Source organism: Acidimicrobiales bacterium, assembly GCA_035533095.1.
In the GTDB taxonomy this organism is placed as follows: domain Bacteria; phylum Actinomycetota; class Acidimicrobiia; order Acidimicrobiales; family Palsa-688; genus DATLUM01.
The window spans coordinates 1-15,921 of record DATLUM010000037.1 but is presented as its reverse complement, the minus strand read 5'-3'; the positions used below and the strand labels follow the sequence as shown (position 1 = coordinate 15,921).

Genomic DNA, 15,921 nt, shown 5'->3' with positions numbered 1-15,921 from the left:
TGCCGAATCGCGCAAAACGCAGGCGGCGTCGCTCAAGGTGGGGGGCCCGTCGTTCGACGGGGAGGGACAATGAGGATTCGAACGGGGGCATCGTTTTCGAGGTCCCGTGCTGTCCGCTGCCTGGCGGTCGCGGCAGTCGGGGTTACGGCGCTCGCGGGAGCCTGCTCGCGCGCGACGACGCAGTCGGTGACCGTCACGCCGGCAGCCCTCGTCGCCGAGTCGGCCCACACCACCCTCGACCAGAAGACAGCCGACCTGACGCTCAGCGGCACGATCTCGGTCGCCGGCCAGCACCTTCCCCTCACCGGAACGGGTGCTGCCGACTTCGTTTCGCAGGCGATGTCGCTGAACCTCTCGACCAAAGTCTCCGGCCAGTCGATCAACATCAAGGAACTGCTCGCCTCCGGTCAGCTGTACATGGGAGGCAACTTCGGGAGTTCGAGCTTCGCCGACCTCACCGGCAAGGACTGGGTGAGCCTGCCTGTGCCGAGTTCCGGTCAGGACATCTTCGGCTCCGACCCGTTCGCCCAGCTCAAGGTGCTCGAACAGCAGGGCGCGTCGGTCACTCCCCTGGGTCAGAAGACGATCGACGGGAACAGCACGACCGGATTCTCGATCGTTCCGACCAAGGCATCGATGCTCAAAGCCGCCACCACCGAGCTGTCCCAGATGGGATTCGACTCGAGCCAGGCATCTCAGATCCAGAGCGCGATCCAGCAGATGCAACCGCCGACGATCACGATCTGGCTCGACTCCTCGCATCTGGTCCGCCAGATGTCGGTGAACCTCGACATGGGGGCGGTCTCATCGGGCTCGTCCGTGGTGATGAATCTCAATGTTGACCACTATGGGGTTCCGGTGAACATCTCTGCGCCGCCGTCGTCGGACGTCGTCAGCTTCAAGCAGTTCCTCCAGGACGTCCAGCAGGCCGGGTCGAGCAGCAGCTGACTCTTCAGTACAGGCACCCACCCACCCTGCCGATAACCCGCGGGTGGACCTAGCATCAATCCTGTCCCACCTGATCGAGCAGGGAGGTTCGGACCTGCACCTTGGCGCGAACAGCCCGCCCCGGGTGCGAGTCAATTCCGACCTGCGCCCGGCGCCATTCCCCCCGGTGAGCGCCGGAACCATTCAAGCGATGCTGGCCAAGGTGCTCCCCAGCGACCGCTACGCCGAGTACGAGCGCACCGGTGAGGCCGACTTCTCTCTTTCGATCACCGGAGTCGGGCGATTTCGCGGCAACGCGTGCAGGCAGCGCGGTAGCGCGGCCATCGTCTTGCGCCGCGTGCTGCCGGTCGCCGTCACTGCCGACGAGCTGGGGCTCCCCCCGATCGTCACCCGCCTCGCCAACGAGCACCGGGGGATGATCCTGGTGACCGGACCGACCGGTTCGGGCAAGACGACCACCCTCGCCGCGATGATCGACCACATCAACAGCACACGCGCGTGCAAGATCGTCACGATCGAGGACCCGATCGAGGTCATCCACAGCGACAAGCGCTCGGTCATCTGGCAGCGCGAGATCGGCACCGACACCGAGGACTACTCGCAGGCGATGCGCCGGGTGCTGCGCCAGGATCCCGACGTCATCTTCATCGGCGAGATGCGCGACACCGAGACCGTCAACGCGGCCTTGAGCGCTGCCGAGACCGGCCACCTGGTCCTGTCGACCCTCCACACCGCCAACGCGACCGACACGGTCAACCGCATCGTCGACTTCTTCCCCTCCTACCAGCAGCGCCAGGTGCGACTCACACTCGCCGGTGTCCTCAAGGGCGTGATCTCCCAGCGCCTGGTTCCGCTGGCCAGCGGAGAAGGCCGCGCTGCGGCGATAGAGGCGATGGTGGTCACCGGACGGATCGCCGACAAGATCATCGAGCCCGCCGCCAGCGGCGACTCGATCGAGGAGCAGATATCGGACGGCGAGTACCTCGGCATGCAGACCTTCGACCAGAGCCTCTTCGGGCTGGTCAAGAGCGGCACTATTTCGCTGCGCTCTGCGCTGGCCGCCTCCACCAACCCGCACGACCTGCGCGTCGCGCTGGAAACTGCAGGGGTCCTCGCGGTCTAGAACCCTCCCGTAAACACGTCCGAGTTCCCCGGTTCGGCGGGCGGAGACGCCGGCGCCCGTGGCGGAACGGGCGCCGGCGGGACTACTGGGTAATCCAGCTATCGAATTTCGATACTTGGGCTACCCACTCGCATCGATCGGGCCACCCGCATCGATCGGCCACCCGCATCGATCGGCCACCCGGCCGGGAGCGCTTCAACTCCCGCCGGCGAGAGGCGCCGCCGGCGCCGAGTCCAGGATCTCGAGGATCGCGCCGGCGAGTGCCCGGGCCGACGACGGGTCGAGCTCCAGGGCGACCCGCGCTGATGGCCCCAGCTGCGGGTTGGCAAGGTCGATGTTGAGGGTGTGCTCCGCTTGGGCGTGGACCGGGTGATCGAAGTACACCGTCGCGCGCGCCAGCTTGAACCAGCCGCTGGCGCCTTTGCCGCTGCCCGTCGCCTCGACGTTGACGGTCTCGTAAGTGCACACGATCAGGCCGCCCTGCCGCCGGCGAGGTGCCGCCCGAAGAAGTCCCAGATCATCGCCCAGCCCTCCTGCGCCGCCTCCTGGCGGTAGCTGGGGCGATCCACGGAAAAGAACCCGTGTCCGGCGTTGTCGAACGTGTGGAACTCGAAGTCCTTGCCTGCTTCTTTCAACATGGCGGCCAGCGCCTCGGTCTCCTCGGACGCCGGATACTTGTCCTCCGCCCCGAACAGCCCGAGCAGCGGGCAGCCAAGATGAGGCGCGAGGTGGGCGACCGGGCCGACCTTCAAGGGCAATCCCTCCGGGGGTCGCGAGACCACGAAGGCGCCGTAGCAATCCGCAGCGGCATCGAGCGCAAGGCTGCAGGCCGCCAGAAACGACTGCCTCCCCCCCGAGCAATACCCGATCGTCCCCACCTTGCCGTTCGACGCCGGCAGCGATCTCACATAGTCGGCTGCACCGCCGACGTCGCCGAGCAACCGCTCGTCCGCAACCCCGCCGGCGGCGCGCGCCGCGGCCGCCGCGTCGTCCGGGTCGGCCCCCGGGGCCTCCCGTGTGTACAGGTTGGGGCAGATGGCGATGTAGCGGTGATGAGCGAAACGACGGGTGATCTCCTTGGTCGCCTCGTCGTAGCCGGGCATGTGGTGGATGACCACCACCCCGCCGTACGGGGCGTCGTCACCGGTGGGCTGGGCCAGGTAGGCCTCGATCGGGTCACCGCCGGCGCCCGTGATGGTCACGGTTCCAGCGATCAGGCCGTCATTCGGTGCGGCGTCGCTCATTGGACCTCCTGGTTCGTCGTCTCGAACTTCCGTATGTCTAGTCGTGGTACCCGCCGCTCCCACTAGAGCAGCCCGCACAAGCGACGGGTCCTCTGGGATCCTGTAGTCGTGCGCCGGCAGCTAACAGCCATCTCCCTGATCACGGCCGCCGCCACAGCAGGGTGCTCCTCGACCCAACCCGGCGGCCCGGTTCGCACAGCGCCACCGCAGACGACACGTGCGACGGCTGCACCGGGAGCGACGGCTGCACCGGGGGCGAACAAAGAACCTGGGCCGGTGGCGCAGTCTGGCTGGTTCACCTACGGCCACGACGCTCAGCGCAGCGCCGACGATCCGACATCGCCACCCGCCGGCAAGATTCGGCTGTCCTGGACCAGCCCAACCCTCGACGGCGCCGTCTACGCGCAGCCGCTCGTCACGAGCCAGGCCGTCGTCGTGGCCACTGAGGACGACTCCGTCTACTCCCTCAACCCCTCAGACGGCATCATCCAATGGCGCCGCCACCTCTCGAGCCCCGTGAGCGGCTCGTCGCTGCCGTGCGGTGACATCGACCCATCGGGAATCACGGGCACACCGGTGATCGACCCGGCATCGGGGTTGGTCTGGGTGGTGACCTTTTCCGGGTTGCCGGCGAAGCACACACTCTGGGCGCTGCGCCTCACAGACGGGAGCATTGCCGCATCACGGCCCGCAGACCCCGCCGGCTCGAACCCGGCCACCGAACAGCAGCGCGGCGCGCTCGCACTCGCCCACGACCGCGTCTACATCCCCTACGGAGGGCTTTACGGCGACTGCGGCGACTATCACGGCCAGCTCGTCGGCTTCTCGACCAAGAACAGCGCGCCGCGACCGGTCACCTACACCACCCCGGCGGCCCGGGCGGGAATCTGGGCTCCGCCGGGCGCGGTCGTCGACAGCGCCGGCGACCTCCTGGTGACCACCGGCAACGGCCTGCCGGTGAACCCGCCCGGCGACGCCAACAGCGTCATCCGCCTCGCGCCCGACCTCACCGTCGTCGGCACCTTCACCGCGCCGGACTTCGAGACGCTCTCGGAGACCGACGGCGACCTCGGGTCAACGTCGCCGGCGATCACCGCCGGCGGAGACTTGCTCCAGGTCGGCAAGGAGGGCGTCGCTTACCTGCTCGGTCCCGACCTGCGCGCCATCGACACCACGAAGGTCTGCGCCGGCGGTTTCGGGGGAACGGCGGTTGCAGGCACCACCGTCTTCCTCTCCTGCTTCGACGGGCTCTACGCGCTGCGGGTCGACGCGGGAAGCATCGGCGTCCTGTGGAAAGCCACGTCGCTCAGGCCCGGCCCGCCCGTCGTTGCCGGCGGCGTCGTATGGGCCGTAGACCGAGGCGGGCACCTCGACGGGTTCGACGCGCGGACCGGTGCGCTCACTTACACGCACGCGATCACGATCGCGGGGTCCTTCCCGACCCTCGCCGCGCACGGCGGGACACTCTTCGTGCCTGCCGGCGACCGCGTCGAGGCATTCCGCGGGGCCTGACGAGCCGGCGGGTGCTTGCGCGCAAATGCTTGATAAGCGAGGATGAGGGGCGGGGAAGGCTCCCGGCGGGAACCGTGGGCGGTCGTCGAGCAGTGCCGCGCCAAACGAGGGAGTCCCCATGGAGACCAAGACCCACAACCCATCGTTCACGGTGAGCCTCCGCGGATACGACCGGGAGGAGGTCGACGAGTACCTCGACTCCCTGGCCGAAGCCTTGGAGCAGGTGGACTCCGCAGAGGAGCACACCCGCCAGCTGCAGTCCCACATCAACCGGCTCAACGCCCGCATCAAGGAGCTCGAGGACCGGCTGAGCTCCGAGAAGCCTCGCTCAGGCTTGGCCGTCGGCGAGCGGATCGGGATCCTGCTGCGCCAGGCCGAGGAGACCGCCGAGGAGACCGTCATGCGTGCAGAGACGCGCGCGGCAGAGATCGTCACAGCGGCCGAGCAGCGCGCCGAGAACGCCGAGCAGCTGGTGCGTTCGGCTACCTCGCGCGCCGAGGAGCAGGCGCGCCGGATCGAGGCCGCGGCGCGGGCCGAAGCCTCCGACATCGTGGCCGAAGCCGACAGCCGCGCTGCTGCGCGCACCCGCCAGATCGAGCAATGGGCAGAGCAGGTCATCTCCCACACCCGCGCAGAGGAGGCGCGCATGGCCGCCGAGCAGAAGGCGACGCGTGAGGCGTTCGACACCGAGATGGCGCGCCTCTCGGATCAGCGGACCGCAGCGCACCGCACTCTCAACGACCTGCGCGACTCGCTCGCCACAGCACTCGGCATCATCCCGGACGCCGAGGCCGAAGAGCCAGAGGAGAAAGACGCAGCCCTCTCCGAGCCTGAGCCCACGGCCGCGGTCGACCTCAGCGACGCGCACGACGAGGACGCGCACGCGCCTGTCCCGGCCGGCAGCGACGACGACGAGGACTACGAGGAGAAGCTCGAGGCCTGGGTCAACTGGGGTACCGGCGGAGACGCCGTCGAAGGGTGAACACGCGCCCGCCGGCACCGCCAGGGGCCAAGGCGGTACCGGCGGGAGGTTTGGGGATCAGTAGTTGACGACGAAGAGCTGGGTGAGGTTTGGAGATCCGCCGTTGTCGTAGAGGGCGGCTCCGGCGTGGCCGCCGCCTTGTATGAGGATGTTGTGGCGGTGCCCCCAGCAGCCCGAGTCCCCGGCCGATTGGCAGTCCACGTTGGGGCTGTTGGTCCCGTCGTCGTACATCCACACGTAGTCGGCTGACAGGGCGGTCGGGTATCCCATGGCGAGGTTGGATCCCCACGCGTAGCCCGACGGGCCGGTGGGGTCGCTGCCCGCCTGCGCTCCCTGGTACGCCCTCGAGTCGAGACTGCCGTTCTCCGGCATCGCCGGCAGACCCCGGACGGTGCGCTCGGCGTTGGCCACCGCGATCAGCTGCGCCGCGATCGACAGGTTCGAGTAGTTGGACGGCAGCGACAGCGGGCCGTATCCCTCGCTGGCAAGTGCGTTGTCGACGTTGGAGAGCGCCGATTGATCACACGCCGAAGCACTGTACGAACTCCCGAAGCAGGCGGAGTAGAAGTCGGATGACGGAGGCTCGGACTGGGAAGGGTCCTCGTTGACCGGCATCGGCGACCCGCCCTGGGCGGTCGGTGCGGACGACGCGGCCACTGGGGCGTCCATGGAGGTCACGGCTCCGGCGTCGTTTTCGATCCAGTAACCGCCGCCGCCGGCGGAGGCGACGCCGATGGCATGCTCGCCGGCTTGCGGGTAGCTGTTGGCGGCCGAGCCGTGGAAAGCGGCGTCGCCGAAGGTGAAGATGCCGCCGTCGGAGGCAACCAGCCAGTAGCCGCTCCCGTCGGGCGAAGACGCCACGCCCACCACGGGTTGGTTCAACTTCACGGATCCGGTGGACCCGTAGAAGCCGGCGTCGCCGAAGTTGAACACGCCACCATCCGAAGCCACCAACCAGTAGCCGTGACCATCGGGAGTCGACGCCATACCTACCACCGGCCTGTTCAACTTGATGTTGCCAGTCGACCCGAAATAGCCAGCATCACCGAAGCTGAACACCCCGCCATCCGAAGCCACCAACCAGTAGCCATGACCATCCGGAGTCGACGCCATACCTACCACCGGCCTGTTCAACTTGATGTTGCCAGTCGACCCGAAATAGCCGGCGTCGCCGAAGTTGAACACGCCACCATCCGAAGCCACCAACCAGTAGCCGTTGTTGTCAGGCGTCTCGGACATTTCCACTACGGGTTTCGAGAGCCGTGTGCCCGCCATGTCTCCGAGCACGGGCGCCGGCGAGTTGGCGACCACCGCGCCGTTGCCGTATGCCGTCCAGTATCCGTTGCCACCGGGGCGGATCGCCTCGCCGGCCGCGCGCGCACCCTGCGTGCCCCGAACGCGCGCGCCGGTGAGGCTCGGTCCGGGTTGCAGGTTGGAGGTCGCCGCCGGCGCCAGAGTGCTGCCCACCGCAGGGCTCCTGCGGGCTGAAACGCCGAGCGCGGTGACGCCGCCAACACCGAGAGCCAGCAGTGCCGCGACCGCAGCGCCAAGAGCTCTTACCTTGCGTGATTCGAGGGCAGCGGGCCCTCGGTCCGCCCCCGTGAATTCTCCGATAGCCATGCCTGCCTATCGGGCAATGACTAGGCGAATGGTTAGAAGGTCGTTTTGTCCGGCTCTGTATGACTAGCCCCTGGGCGCAAAAGACACGGCCCGTCCCGAAGTCGAGAGACGCGCTATCTCGGAAAATGCGGTCATGCGAGAAGGCGCGAGACCGGCGCGTTCGCCCCCTCTCAGGGCACGCCGTTCAATTCCCTGCTTGAGTGCATTCTGGGCTAATGGTGCCGACTCGGAACCCCGTGCTTGCCGCGCGGGGGCATGCCCAAACCCGAAAAACAAGAGGACGGGGGCCCAAGTCGGCCCCCGTCCTCTCAAAGAGCGTCGGTCGCGCTACTTGAGCTCGACGGTGGCGCCGGCTCCCTCGAGCTGCGCCTTGGCCTTCTCGGCGTCTTCCTTGCTCACCTTCTCGAGCACCGGCTTGGGCGCGGCATCGACGAGATCCTTGGCCTCCTTCAGGCCGAGGTTCGTGAGCGAACGCACCTCCTTGATCACCTGGATCTTCTTGTCGCCGGCGGACGCCAGGATGACGTCGAACTCGTCTTGCTCCTCCTCCGCTGCCGGTTCGCCAGCGCCGCCGCCGGCTGCGGGGGCCGCGGCCACCGCGACGGGCGCGGCTGCGGTGACGCCGAAGCGCTCCTCGAAGTCCTTCAGCAGCTCGGAAAGCTCGAGAACGGTGAGTGCGGCGATGCTGTCGAGGATCTCTTCTTTGGTTGCCATGTTGGTGCTCCTACTCCTGGGTCTGTGTTTCGTCCGTGGTCTGTTCTGCGGTCTCGGCGGCCGGTTCGGCGACCTCCGCCGCGGCTGCACCGTCGCTTTCGGCCGCCTTCTTGTCACGCAGGGCAGCGAGCCCGTACGCCATGTTGCGCGGGAGCGCCTGCATCAGGCCGGCGAGCTGCTGCAACGGCGCTGCCATCGCACCGGCGAGGTGTGCGAGCAGCACGTCGCGCGAGGGCAGGTCCGCCAAGGCGGTGGTTTCCCTCGGTCCGATGACCTTGTCGCCGAGGACGCCGCCTTTGATGACGAGCAGCGGGTTGGTCCTCGCGTACTCACGCAGCGACTTGGCAACGGCCGCGGCGTCGCCGCTCACGAACGTTATGCCCGTCGGCCCCTCCAGCAGGCTCTCGAGCTCCTCGAGCCCAGACTGCTTGGCAGCGAGGCGGACGAGCGTGTTCTTGAAGATCTTGTACTCGCCGCCGTTGGTGCGAAGGGTCCTCCGCAGGCCCGCCAGGTCCTGGACCTTCAGCCCGCGGTACTCGGTCAGGATCGCGGCGTCCGAATCGGCGAAGTGCTGGCGCACTTCCTCGACGACCGCCACCTTCTCCGGTCTCGGATTCTCCAACTGGTCACCTCCTCCTTCACGTGTGCTGCCTGGCGCGCGGGCGGGCACACCCCGGGAGGGGGGATACCTCGTCGCCTCGTCAGGCCGGGCTCATCGCCCGCTTAGGCGCCCGGGGGCGCACCGGATGTCTACGGCTTGGAAAGCTCGACCATCATAGCGGCCCGCGTTCCCGCCCGGCGAAGGGCCAGCACCGCGGCTGCGATCAGGGCCGCCACGCAGAAACCGGCCGCGGCCCACAGCACGGTTTCCGTCGCCACCCCGAGCATCTTCAGCGCTGTGGCGGTCAGCACGATCACCAGCGCCGGGCGGATCAGGCCCTCGGGGGCGCTCGACGAAAGCCGCGCCCCGAGGTAGATGCCCGGCACGCTCCCGATCACCAGCGAGGCCGTCAACCCGAGGCTTATGTGGCCGTACAGGGCGTGCCCGAGGGTGGCTGCCGCAATGAGAGGGACCGCCTGAACCAGGTCGGTCCCCACGAGACTCTTGGCTGCGAGCCTCGGGTACAACGCCAGCAGAAGCACGACCATGAGCGAACCCGATCCCACCGAGGTCATCCCCACCATGAACCCGCCGGCGACGCCGACCGCGACCGTGGGCAGTGGCCTGGGTCTCACATCGCTGGCATGCCGCCGAACCGCTCCCGCGCCGGAGCGTCGCGACCCGATGGCGGCCTTCAAGACGATCGACGCCACCGCCGCAACCAGCGCCCAGGCGATGGCCAGCTGCACGTCGCGCTGGACTTCGTGGCCATTGCCGAGAGCGCGCAGGACGAGCACGCCGGAGAACCCCGCCGGGACCGAGCCCAGGCAGAGCCAACCCACGAGCCGCCATGCCACCGTCCGACGCCGAACATGGACCGCTCCACCTACCGGGCGCATGATCAGCGACGTCAGCAGGTCACTCGATACTGCGGTCCCCGGGTTGATCCCGAACACGAGGATCAGGAGCGGGGTGAGCAGCGCCCCGCCGCCCATCCCGGTGATCCCGACCATGATCCCCACCAACCCGCCGGCGAGGGTCTGCCACCAGTCGATGTGCACATCCGGCACTCTATACCGGACTTAATCAATCAACAATACCGGAAAGGTTGGTTAGCCGCCGGTGCACCCAGCGCTCCACGATGAACGCCAGGAAGGGAACCCACCCCCCGGCGACCATGGCCAGGAGCGTCGGCAAGCGCAGGCGCCATCTCACGAACACGTCGAGGACCGTGATCAGGTAGACGATGTAGAAGACCCCGTGTATCGGCCCGACCACGCTCTCGACGGAGTCGAACGGGATGGCGCAGAACACGATGATCAGCATCACGCCGACCACGTAGGACATCACCCTGTAGCGAGCCAGCGCGGCCTCGGGCCGCTTGCCGATCAGAGCCCGCGCGGGTTGCGCCACGTCTTTGCCTTCCCTTTCACGGCGAGCAGCGCCAGGTAGCGGTTGTACTCGGTCATCTCGTCCGCCGGCAGGTCTTCACCGGGGTCGGGCGGGACCAGCGTCGCCTCGGTCCGTACCGCTATCGCAGTGTCACCGCCGCCGTCCAGCGCCGGGTCGGTCAGGGCGCGCCGCTCCTCCGCCGCCCCGAGCACGCGCGACCCGGACTGCGTTGACCCGACCTCGATCGCGAACGCCGACCTAGGCAGGGTTCGCGCGACGACCTCGGCACTGGCAGCTCGCATCTGAGCGCGGAACCGGCGTCTTTTCTCTATGTCCTCGGGGGTGTCGCGGACCATCTGGAACCAGCCGATGCCCGCAACGACCACGAACGCCGGCCACTCGACCGAGTACAGGTAGCTGAGCGTGTTGCCCTGCATCGCCCGCTGCACCTGCCACCACCCCGCCGTCAGGCAGCCGGCGGCGATCAGGAGGAACGCCAGGTGCAGCAGCAGCGCCCGCGGGGTCACCCACTGCTTCACAGCTTGAATGCTAGGACGCGCCGGCGTCTACCAGGTCCTCGTCGGTGATCCGCAGGGTCGCCGGGTCGATGTCCACGCCCGGGCCCATTGTCGAGCTCAACGACACCGATTTGATGTAGCGGCCCTTCGCCGCCGCCGGCTTGGCACGGTTGACCTCATCGACAACTGCCCGGAGGTTGGCGAGCAGCTGCGGCCGGGTGAAGCTCACCTTGCCTATCGGCACCTGCACGACGCCGCGGGAACGGGTATCCGCGCGGTACTCGACCCGGCCGCCCTTGAAGTCGGTCACCGCCTTACCGACGTCGGTCGTGACGGTCCCTGTCTTGGGGTTGGGCATGAGCCCGCGGGGGCCGAGCTTGCGGCCGAGCCGTCCAACCTGGCCCATCAGCTCGGGTGTCGCGATCGCGACGTCGAAGTCCATGAAACCTCCGTCGACGCGAGCAACCAGGTCATCAGCTCCGACGACGTCGGCACCGGCGGCGCGCGCCTCTTCGGCGGCGGGGCCGGCTGCGAACACCGCGACGCGCACCGACTTGCCCGTCCCGGATGGCAGCGCGACGGTGCCGCGGATCATCTGGTCGGCCTTGCGCGGGTCGATTCCCAGGCGAAGCGCCAGTTCTACGGTCTCGTCGAACTTCGCCGGCGCCAGGCTCCTCACCAGCTCCACCGCCTCGGCGGGCGGGTAAGCGCGGGTGCGGTCGAAGCGCTTGGCGGCGTCCTCGTACTTCTTACCTTTTTGCGACATGGTCTGTCTCCCTCTTGGTTCAGGGCGGGCGGGGTGAGGTATTCCTGCGCCTCGCCGGGTGGATTATCCGACCTTGATGCCCATCGATCGCGCCGAGCCCGCTACCTGTGCCTTGGCGGATTCGAGGTCGTTGGCGTTGAGATCGGGCATCTTGATCTGGGCGATCTCCGTCAGCTGCGCGTCGGTGATCGTCCCTGCCGTCTCACGTCCGGTGGTCTTGGCACCCTTCTCGACGCCCGCTGCCTGGCGGATCAGGACGGCGGTCGGGGGCGTCTTCAGCACGAAGGTGAATGACCGGTCCTCGAAGATGGTGATCTCCACCGGGATCACCTGACCGACCTTGTCCTCGGTCGCGGCGTTGTACTGCTTGACGAACTCCATCGTCTGCACGCCGTGCGGGCCGAGCGCGGTTCCGACGGGCGGCGCAGGGGTGGCCTTCCCGGCGGGCAGCTGGATCTTGACTATGGCGGTTACGCGCCTCTTTGCCATCTGGACTCCTGTTAGAGCTTCGCCACCTGGGCGAAGTCAAGTTCGACGGGCGTCTCCCGCCCGAAGATGTTGACGAGGACCTTGAGCTTGAGCTGGTCTTCGTTGATCTCGGCGATGGTGCCGCTGAAGTCCGCGAACGGCCCCTCTCGCACGCGCACCGATTCGCCCAGTTCGTACTCCAGGCGCGGGCGGCTCTTCTTGACGCCGGCTCCCTCGCCCTCCTCCGGCTTGACTTGGAGGATGTTCTCCACCTCGCGGCGGGTGAGCGGGGTCGGGCGCGCTCCGAGGCCGACGAACCCGGTGACCCCCGGCGTGTTGCGGACCACGTACCACGAGTCGTCGTCGAGGTACATGCGCACCATCAGATAGCCGGGGAAGACCTTCTTCGAGACGACCTGCTTCTTGCCGTTCTTGAACTCGATGACGTCTTCCATCGGGATGACGACCTCGAAGATCCGCTCCTCCATGTTCATGGAGGCGATGCGGCTCTCGAGATTGGACTTCACCTTGTTCTCGTAGCCCGCGTAGCTGTGGATCACGAACCACTGCCCGGGACGGTCGTAGGCGCTCTCCGGGGCTGCCGGCTTGGCCTGTTCGGCGCCCTCCTCCACTTCGCCATCGGCCGGCTGCTCCTCCCCACCGGCGGTCTCCGCCGCGCTGGCTTCGAGCGCGGCCACGCCGCTGTCGGGCGCGCCCGCACCGTCGGCGGCGTCGTCCACGGCGATCGCTGTCTGGTCGCTCGCCTCGGCGGCGAACGCGTCGTCATCATTGGTTGCGAAGTTGTCTGTCATTCCCGCTACTTGAAGAGGAATACGGCCAGCTTGGAGAAGCCCAGGTCCAAGCCGAAGATGAGGGCCATCAGGATAGCCAGGGTGACGAACACGACCGTCGAGTAGTTGATCGTCTCCGCCCGTGTGGGCCAGGCGACCTTGCGCATCTCCACGTTCACCTCGTGGAGGAACTGGCGGGGCGAGGTGCGCCGGCGGGGCGCGCCGGCGACCACCCGCGCGGGCCGGCGCTCGGGCGGCTCGGGACGGTTGGCCTCGGGCGTGCCGTCTTCGCTCACTTGCCCCTGGCGCTGCAGGGAACGCCTCTGTTGTCGGTTCATGCTCACGTGTGGGACCTTCTCACGGGAGTCGGGCTTGCAGGGCAGGAGGGACTCGAACCCCCAACCGCCGGTTTTGGAGACCGGTGCTCTGCCAAATTGAGCTACTGCCCTCTGCAGGGTGGTGGTCTGCTTTGGTCGGGGGCCTTACAAGGTTCCGAGGATAGCACCAGCACCAGGTTTGGCTGCCGGCGCGGTCACGCCGCCAAAGGCCGAAGGGTGCTCCGGCGCGAGCCGCAGGTCAGACGAGCGCTGCGGGCGTCAGCGGGAGGCCGAACACCCCTCCGTCGCGCGCCTGGCCGCCCCAGTGGTCGAGCAAGCGGACCCGTGAGCCGAGCAGCACGAACTCCCGGGCGGCGCCGGCCTGCGGGCCCGACGCGACGGCAACCCGGAAGCGGAGCACCCAGGAGCGGTGGTAGCGGCCGGCGCCGGCGAGGGTCACCGCCGCGCCGCGCCACGCCCCGACCAGGGACTCCCACGCCGGCGCCCACACGGCCGCGACGACGACGCGCTTGCCTCCTGCGCTGAACTCGACCGGCCCGGCGAGCCCGGGCGCCGTCCCGGCGGTCCCCTCGAGCGTCTTCGCCGACCGCTCGGACATCCAGTCGAGCTGTACGCCGGAACCGGCCAGCGAGCGAAGATCCGCGAGCGTCTCGGCCTCGAACTCCCGGACCACGCGGCGCGCGTGGAGCGACCATCGCCGGCGGTCCAGCCAGGAAAGCCGCCGGAACGGGTCGGGTAGCGGGGTGGCGGGCATCATTGACTCCCTTGGGGCAGGAGCTTTGGGGGCACATTTGGGACACCGCCGAAATGTCGGGGGGACCGGCGGGCCCACCGTCCATTTAGAACCTCGAAACTTCATTTTGTCAAATGAATTTTCTTGCGGCCTCCGGTACTGTACGAACCATGACCTCACCCGCTCCTGCCGAAGCGGTCGAAACCGCCCGCACCGCCGGTAGCGGCGACCAACCCGGCACGGCCGGTGGGGCCACCGACCTGCGTCTCGCCGGGCTGGTCGTGGAGTTGATGGACCGCACCCGCCAGACCGTGCGGGAAGTCGGAGAAGAGGAGGGGCTGAGCATCCCCCAACTCGACGTTCTGCGACGGCTTCGGCACGGCCCCAGCCCGATGCGCCGGCTGGCGATCCAGATGAACTGCGAGGCGTCCAACCTGACCGGTCTGGTCGACCGGCTCGAGGCCCGGGGGCTGGTCGAGCGCCGGCCCCACCCCGAGGATCGCAGGGTGAGGTGCGTCGCGCTCACCGAGGCTGGCGAGACGTTGGACAACCAGGTCTGGCTGGCTGTCGCGGGACGGTGCGAACTGAACCAGCTCAGCGATTCACGCAAGCAGATGGTCGCCGCCGCGCTGCGCGACGCCATGCGCGACGGTGAGGAGATCGACCTCCGCCAGGGGGCCGGCGCCTAAGAGGCTCGCAGAACCTCTTTAGCTCGCCGGCGCGAGACGCCGGCGGCTCATCCACACGAGCACACCTGCGGCGCCGGCGGCGGCAGTGGCGACGGTGATGCCGCCCACGTAGGCCGCCTTGACCGCCCACGTCGACGCAAACCGCTGCTCGGCCATCGCCCGCAGCAGCTCGGGGAGGGCCCCCTCATGCGGGGCGATCTCGTCGTGGCGCATGGCACGCAGGTGTTCGAGCAGTCGGCGGTACGCGGACAGCTCGGCCTGGCAGCGGAGGCATTCGGACACGTGCTCCGATGCGACGATGCCGGCGGGGAGCTGCACGCCGACCGGTTCCTCGCCCGCCGCGATCGCGGGGAGCACGGCAGCGACCCGGTCGCAGGCAGGTGTTCGCAGTGAGACGATCTCAGCTAGCGATCGCATCGCTGGACTCCTCCCGCGTTCGTCGATCTGCGCCGGCAAGGTCCTCCCGGGCGGTACCTGGTTCCCCGGAGCCGGTTGCGTCTCCGGCCTCGCTGAGCACTTCCTTCAGCCGCCGGCGGGCGCGGTGCAGCCGGACCTTCGCCGCCGCTTCTGAAATGCCGAGCTCCGAAGCGATGGACCCGTGCGGCAGGTCGTAGATGTCGCGCAGGACGATCACCTGGCGCAGCTTCCACGGGAGCAGGGCGAGGGCCCCGGCTACGCGGGCCCGCTCGGTTTCGCCGGCGAAGCGCTCCTCGGGGTCGCGGTCGGGGCAGCCGTCGATGATGGGGGCGTCATCGGGTAGCGCCTCGGTGCGCGTTCGGGCCCGTTTGGCGAGCAGGTTGGCGGAGCAGTTGGCGGTGATCCTGTACAGCCAGGTCGTGAACTGCGAGTCCCCCCGGAAGCGACGCAGGCCCCGGTACGCCCGGAGGTACGCCTCCTGCACGACGTCCCGGGCGTCGTCCTCGTGGCCGGTGAGCCGGTACGCGAGGGTGTAGGTGTCGGCATAGGTGATCCGTACGAGCTCGTCCACCGCGGCGCGGTCGCCGCCGCGCGCCGACTCCACGAGCGGCCCGAGGTCGTCGCCCCGCAGCGGGACGACCCTCGCGCGCTGCTTGCCCGCGCGCCGACGAGCGCCTCTCTCAACGGATGTGGAGTGCTCGGGCTGGATTACCTCGTCTCCTTGTGGAGCGTGTGCTGGCGATCCCAGCGGCAGTACTTCTTCATCTCGATGCGCTCGCGGTCGTTCTGCTTGTTCTTCATCGTGATGTAGTTGCGTCGCTTGCACACGTCGCATGCGAGCGTCACCTTTACACGCTTCTCGTTCTTAGCCACGGATGGGGCCCTCTCCCTGCGTTGACCTGCGGTTTCGTGTGGTAGCGGCGGTCGGACTTGAACCGACGACAACTCGATTATGAGCCGAGTGCTCTGACCAACTGAGCTACGCCGCCGAGCCCCCTGTCGGAATCGAACCGACGACACCAGCCTTACCATGGCTGTGCTCTGCCGACTGAGCTAAGGGGGCGC

21 protein-coding genes and 3 tRNA genes are annotated in these 15,921 nt (G+C 68.2%); 5 read left to right on the top strand and 19 right to left on the bottom strand.

Going from position 1 to position 15,921, the window contains the following annotated elements; genetic code table 11:
• Window positions 1-69 precede the first annotated feature (69 nt).
• Window positions 70-948: a hypothetical protein gene (locus tag VNF71_03355; GenBank protein ID HVA73580.1), complete on the top strand. Its 879-nt coding sequence runs from the start codon at window positions 70-72 to the stop codon at window positions 946-948.
• Between the two features lie 43 nt (window positions 949-991).
• On the top strand, window positions 992-2,071 hold the full coding sequence (locus VNF71_03350) for a type IV pilus twitching motility protein PilT (GenBank protein ID HVA73579.1): 1,080 nt from the start codon (window positions 992-994) through the stop codon (window positions 2,069-2,071).
• 195 nt (window positions 2,072-2,266) lie between these two features.
• Here the strand turns inward: VNF71_03350 and VNF71_03345 are convergent, their stop codons facing one another.
• Together VNF71_03345 and VNF71_03340 are read right to left on the bottom strand one after the other, a co-directional pair.
• A complete protein-coding gene (locus VNF71_03345; protein HVA73578.1) occupies window positions 2,267-2,539 on the bottom strand; it encodes a DUF6295 family protein in 273 nt (90 codons plus the stop codon).
• Between the two features lie 2 nt (window positions 2,540-2,541).
• Window positions 2,542-3,315, bottom strand: a complete 774-nt coding sequence (locus VNF71_03340; protein HVA73577.1) for a dienelactone hydrolase family protein — start codon at window positions 3,313-3,315, stop codon at window positions 2,542-2,544.
• A gap of 276 nt (window positions 3,316-3,591) precedes the next feature.
• On the opposite strand from VNF71_03340, the gene VNF71_03335 reads away from it, so the two are divergent.
• Together VNF71_03335 and VNF71_03330 are read left to right on the top strand one after the other, a co-directional pair.
• Window positions 3,592-4,827 carry a PQQ-binding-like beta-propeller repeat protein gene (locus VNF71_03335; protein ID HVA73576.1) on the top strand — a complete coding sequence of 412 codons (1,236 nt, stop codon included), beginning with the start codon at window positions 3,592-3,594 and terminating at the stop codon, window positions 4,825-4,827.
• A gap of 118 nt (window positions 4,828-4,945) precedes the next feature.
• Window positions 4,946-5,809, top strand: a complete 864-nt coding sequence (locus VNF71_03330; GenBank protein ID HVA73575.1) for a DivIVA domain-containing protein — start codon at window positions 4,946-4,948, stop codon at window positions 5,807-5,809.
• Window positions 5,810-5,866: 57 nt separating this feature from the next.
• Here VNF71_03330 and VNF71_03325 read toward each other — a convergent pair whose 3' ends face one another.
• The 12 genes from VNF71_03325 to VNF71_03270 all read right to left on the bottom strand — a co-directional run bounded on the left by VNF71_03325 (window position 5,867) and on the right by VNF71_03270 (window position 13,771).
• On the bottom strand, window positions 5,867-7,429 hold the full coding sequence (locus VNF71_03325) for a hypothetical protein (GenBank protein HVA73574.1): 1,563 nt from the start codon (window positions 7,427-7,429) through the stop codon (window positions 5,867-5,869).
• A gap of 327 nt (window positions 7,430-7,756) precedes the next feature.
• A complete protein-coding gene (gene rplL / locus VNF71_03320; GenBank protein HVA73573.1) occupies window positions 7,757-8,143 on the bottom strand; it encodes a 50S ribosomal protein L7/L12 in 387 nt (128 codons plus the stop codon).
• 10 nt (window positions 8,144-8,153) lie between these two features.
• Window positions 8,154-8,765: a 50S ribosomal protein L10 gene (gene rplJ, locus VNF71_03315; GenBank protein ID HVA73572.1), complete on the bottom strand. Its 612-nt coding sequence runs from the start codon at window positions 8,763-8,765 to the stop codon at window positions 8,154-8,156.
• A gap of 128 nt (window positions 8,766-8,893) precedes the next feature.
• Window positions 8,894-9,805, bottom strand: coding sequence for a sulfite exporter TauE/SafE family protein (locus tag VNF71_03310; protein HVA73571.1), 912 nt, complete (start codon window positions 9,803-9,805; stop codon window positions 8,894-8,896).
• 25 nt (window positions 9,806-9,830) lie between these two features.
• Window positions 9,831-10,157 (bottom strand): DUF3817 domain-containing protein, encoded by a 327-nt coding sequence (locus tag VNF71_03305; protein ID HVA73570.1) that lies wholly within the window; start codon window positions 10,155-10,157, stop codon window positions 9,831-9,833.
• Window positions 10,133-10,675 carry a hypothetical protein gene (locus tag VNF71_03300; GenBank protein ID HVA73569.1) on the bottom strand — a complete coding sequence of 181 codons (543 nt, stop codon included), beginning with the start codon at window positions 10,673-10,675 and terminating at the stop codon, window positions 10,133-10,135. Before VNF71_03300 ends, VNF71_03305 begins: the two co-directional genes overlap by 25 nt.
• A 10-nt stretch (window positions 10,676-10,685) precedes the next feature.
• Window positions 10,686-11,420, bottom strand: a complete 735-nt coding sequence (rplA, locus tag VNF71_03295; GenBank protein HVA73568.1) for a 50S ribosomal protein L1 — start codon at window positions 11,418-11,420, stop codon at window positions 10,686-10,688.
• A 63-nt stretch (window positions 11,421-11,483) separates the two neighbouring features.
• The gene (gene rplK, locus VNF71_03290; protein HVA73567.1) at window positions 11,484-11,909 is read right to left on the bottom strand and encodes a 50S ribosomal protein L11; all 426 of its coding nucleotides are present in this window, start codon (window positions 11,907-11,909) and stop codon (window positions 11,484-11,486) included.
• Between the two features lie 11 nt (window positions 11,910-11,920).
• Window positions 11,921-12,448 (bottom strand): transcription termination/antitermination protein NusG, encoded by a 528-nt coding sequence (gene nusG / locus VNF71_03285; GenBank protein HVA73566.1) that lies wholly within the window; start codon window positions 12,446-12,448, stop codon window positions 11,921-11,923.
• Between the two features lie 257 nt (window positions 12,449-12,705).
• A complete protein-coding gene (gene secE / locus VNF71_03280) occupies window positions 12,706-13,017 on the bottom strand; it encodes a preprotein translocase subunit SecE (GenBank protein HVA73565.1) in 312 nt (103 codons plus the stop codon).
• A gap of 37 nt (window positions 13,018-13,054) precedes the next feature.
• A tRNA-Trp gene (locus VNF71_03275) sits at window positions 13,055-13,128 on the bottom strand.
• Between the two features lie 127 nt (window positions 13,129-13,255).
• Window positions 13,256-13,771 carry a hypothetical protein gene (locus VNF71_03270; GenBank protein HVA73564.1) on the bottom strand — a complete coding sequence of 172 codons (516 nt, stop codon included), beginning with the start codon at window positions 13,769-13,771 and terminating at the stop codon, window positions 13,256-13,258.
• Between the two features lie 149 nt (window positions 13,772-13,920).
• Between VNF71_03270 and VNF71_03265 the strand changes: the two genes are divergently transcribed.
• Complete coding sequence (locus VNF71_03265; GenBank protein ID HVA73563.1) at window positions 13,921-14,439, top strand: MarR family transcriptional regulator; 519 nt, start codon at window positions 13,921-13,923, stop codon at window positions 14,437-14,439.
• A gap of 18 nt (window positions 14,440-14,457) precedes the next feature.
• On the opposite strand, the gene VNF71_03260 is transcribed toward VNF71_03265, so the two are convergent.
• The 5 genes from VNF71_03260 to VNF71_03240 form a co-directional block, all read right to left on the bottom strand.
• Window positions 14,458-14,856: a hypothetical protein gene (locus VNF71_03260; protein HVA73562.1), complete on the bottom strand. Its 399-nt coding sequence runs from the start codon at window positions 14,854-14,856 to the stop codon at window positions 14,458-14,460.
• Entirely contained in the window at window positions 14,840-15,460 is a 621-nt protein-coding gene (locus VNF71_03255; protein ID HVA73561.1) for an RNA polymerase sigma factor, read from the bottom strand. Before VNF71_03255 ends, VNF71_03260 begins: the two co-directional genes overlap by 17 nt.
• 104 nt (window positions 15,461-15,564) lie before the next feature.
• Window positions 15,565-15,729: a 50S ribosomal protein L33 gene (gene rpmG / locus VNF71_03250; GenBank protein ID HVA73560.1), complete on the bottom strand. Its 165-nt coding sequence runs from the start codon at window positions 15,727-15,729 to the stop codon at window positions 15,565-15,567.
• Between the two features lie 39 nt (window positions 15,730-15,768).
• Window positions 15,769-15,845: transfer RNA gene (locus VNF71_03245), tRNA-Met, on the bottom strand.
• Window position 15,846: 1 nt separating this feature from the next.
• A tRNA-Thr gene (locus VNF71_03240) sits at window positions 15,847-15,919 on the bottom strand.
• Between the last annotated feature and the right edge of the window lie 2 nt (window positions 15,920-15,921).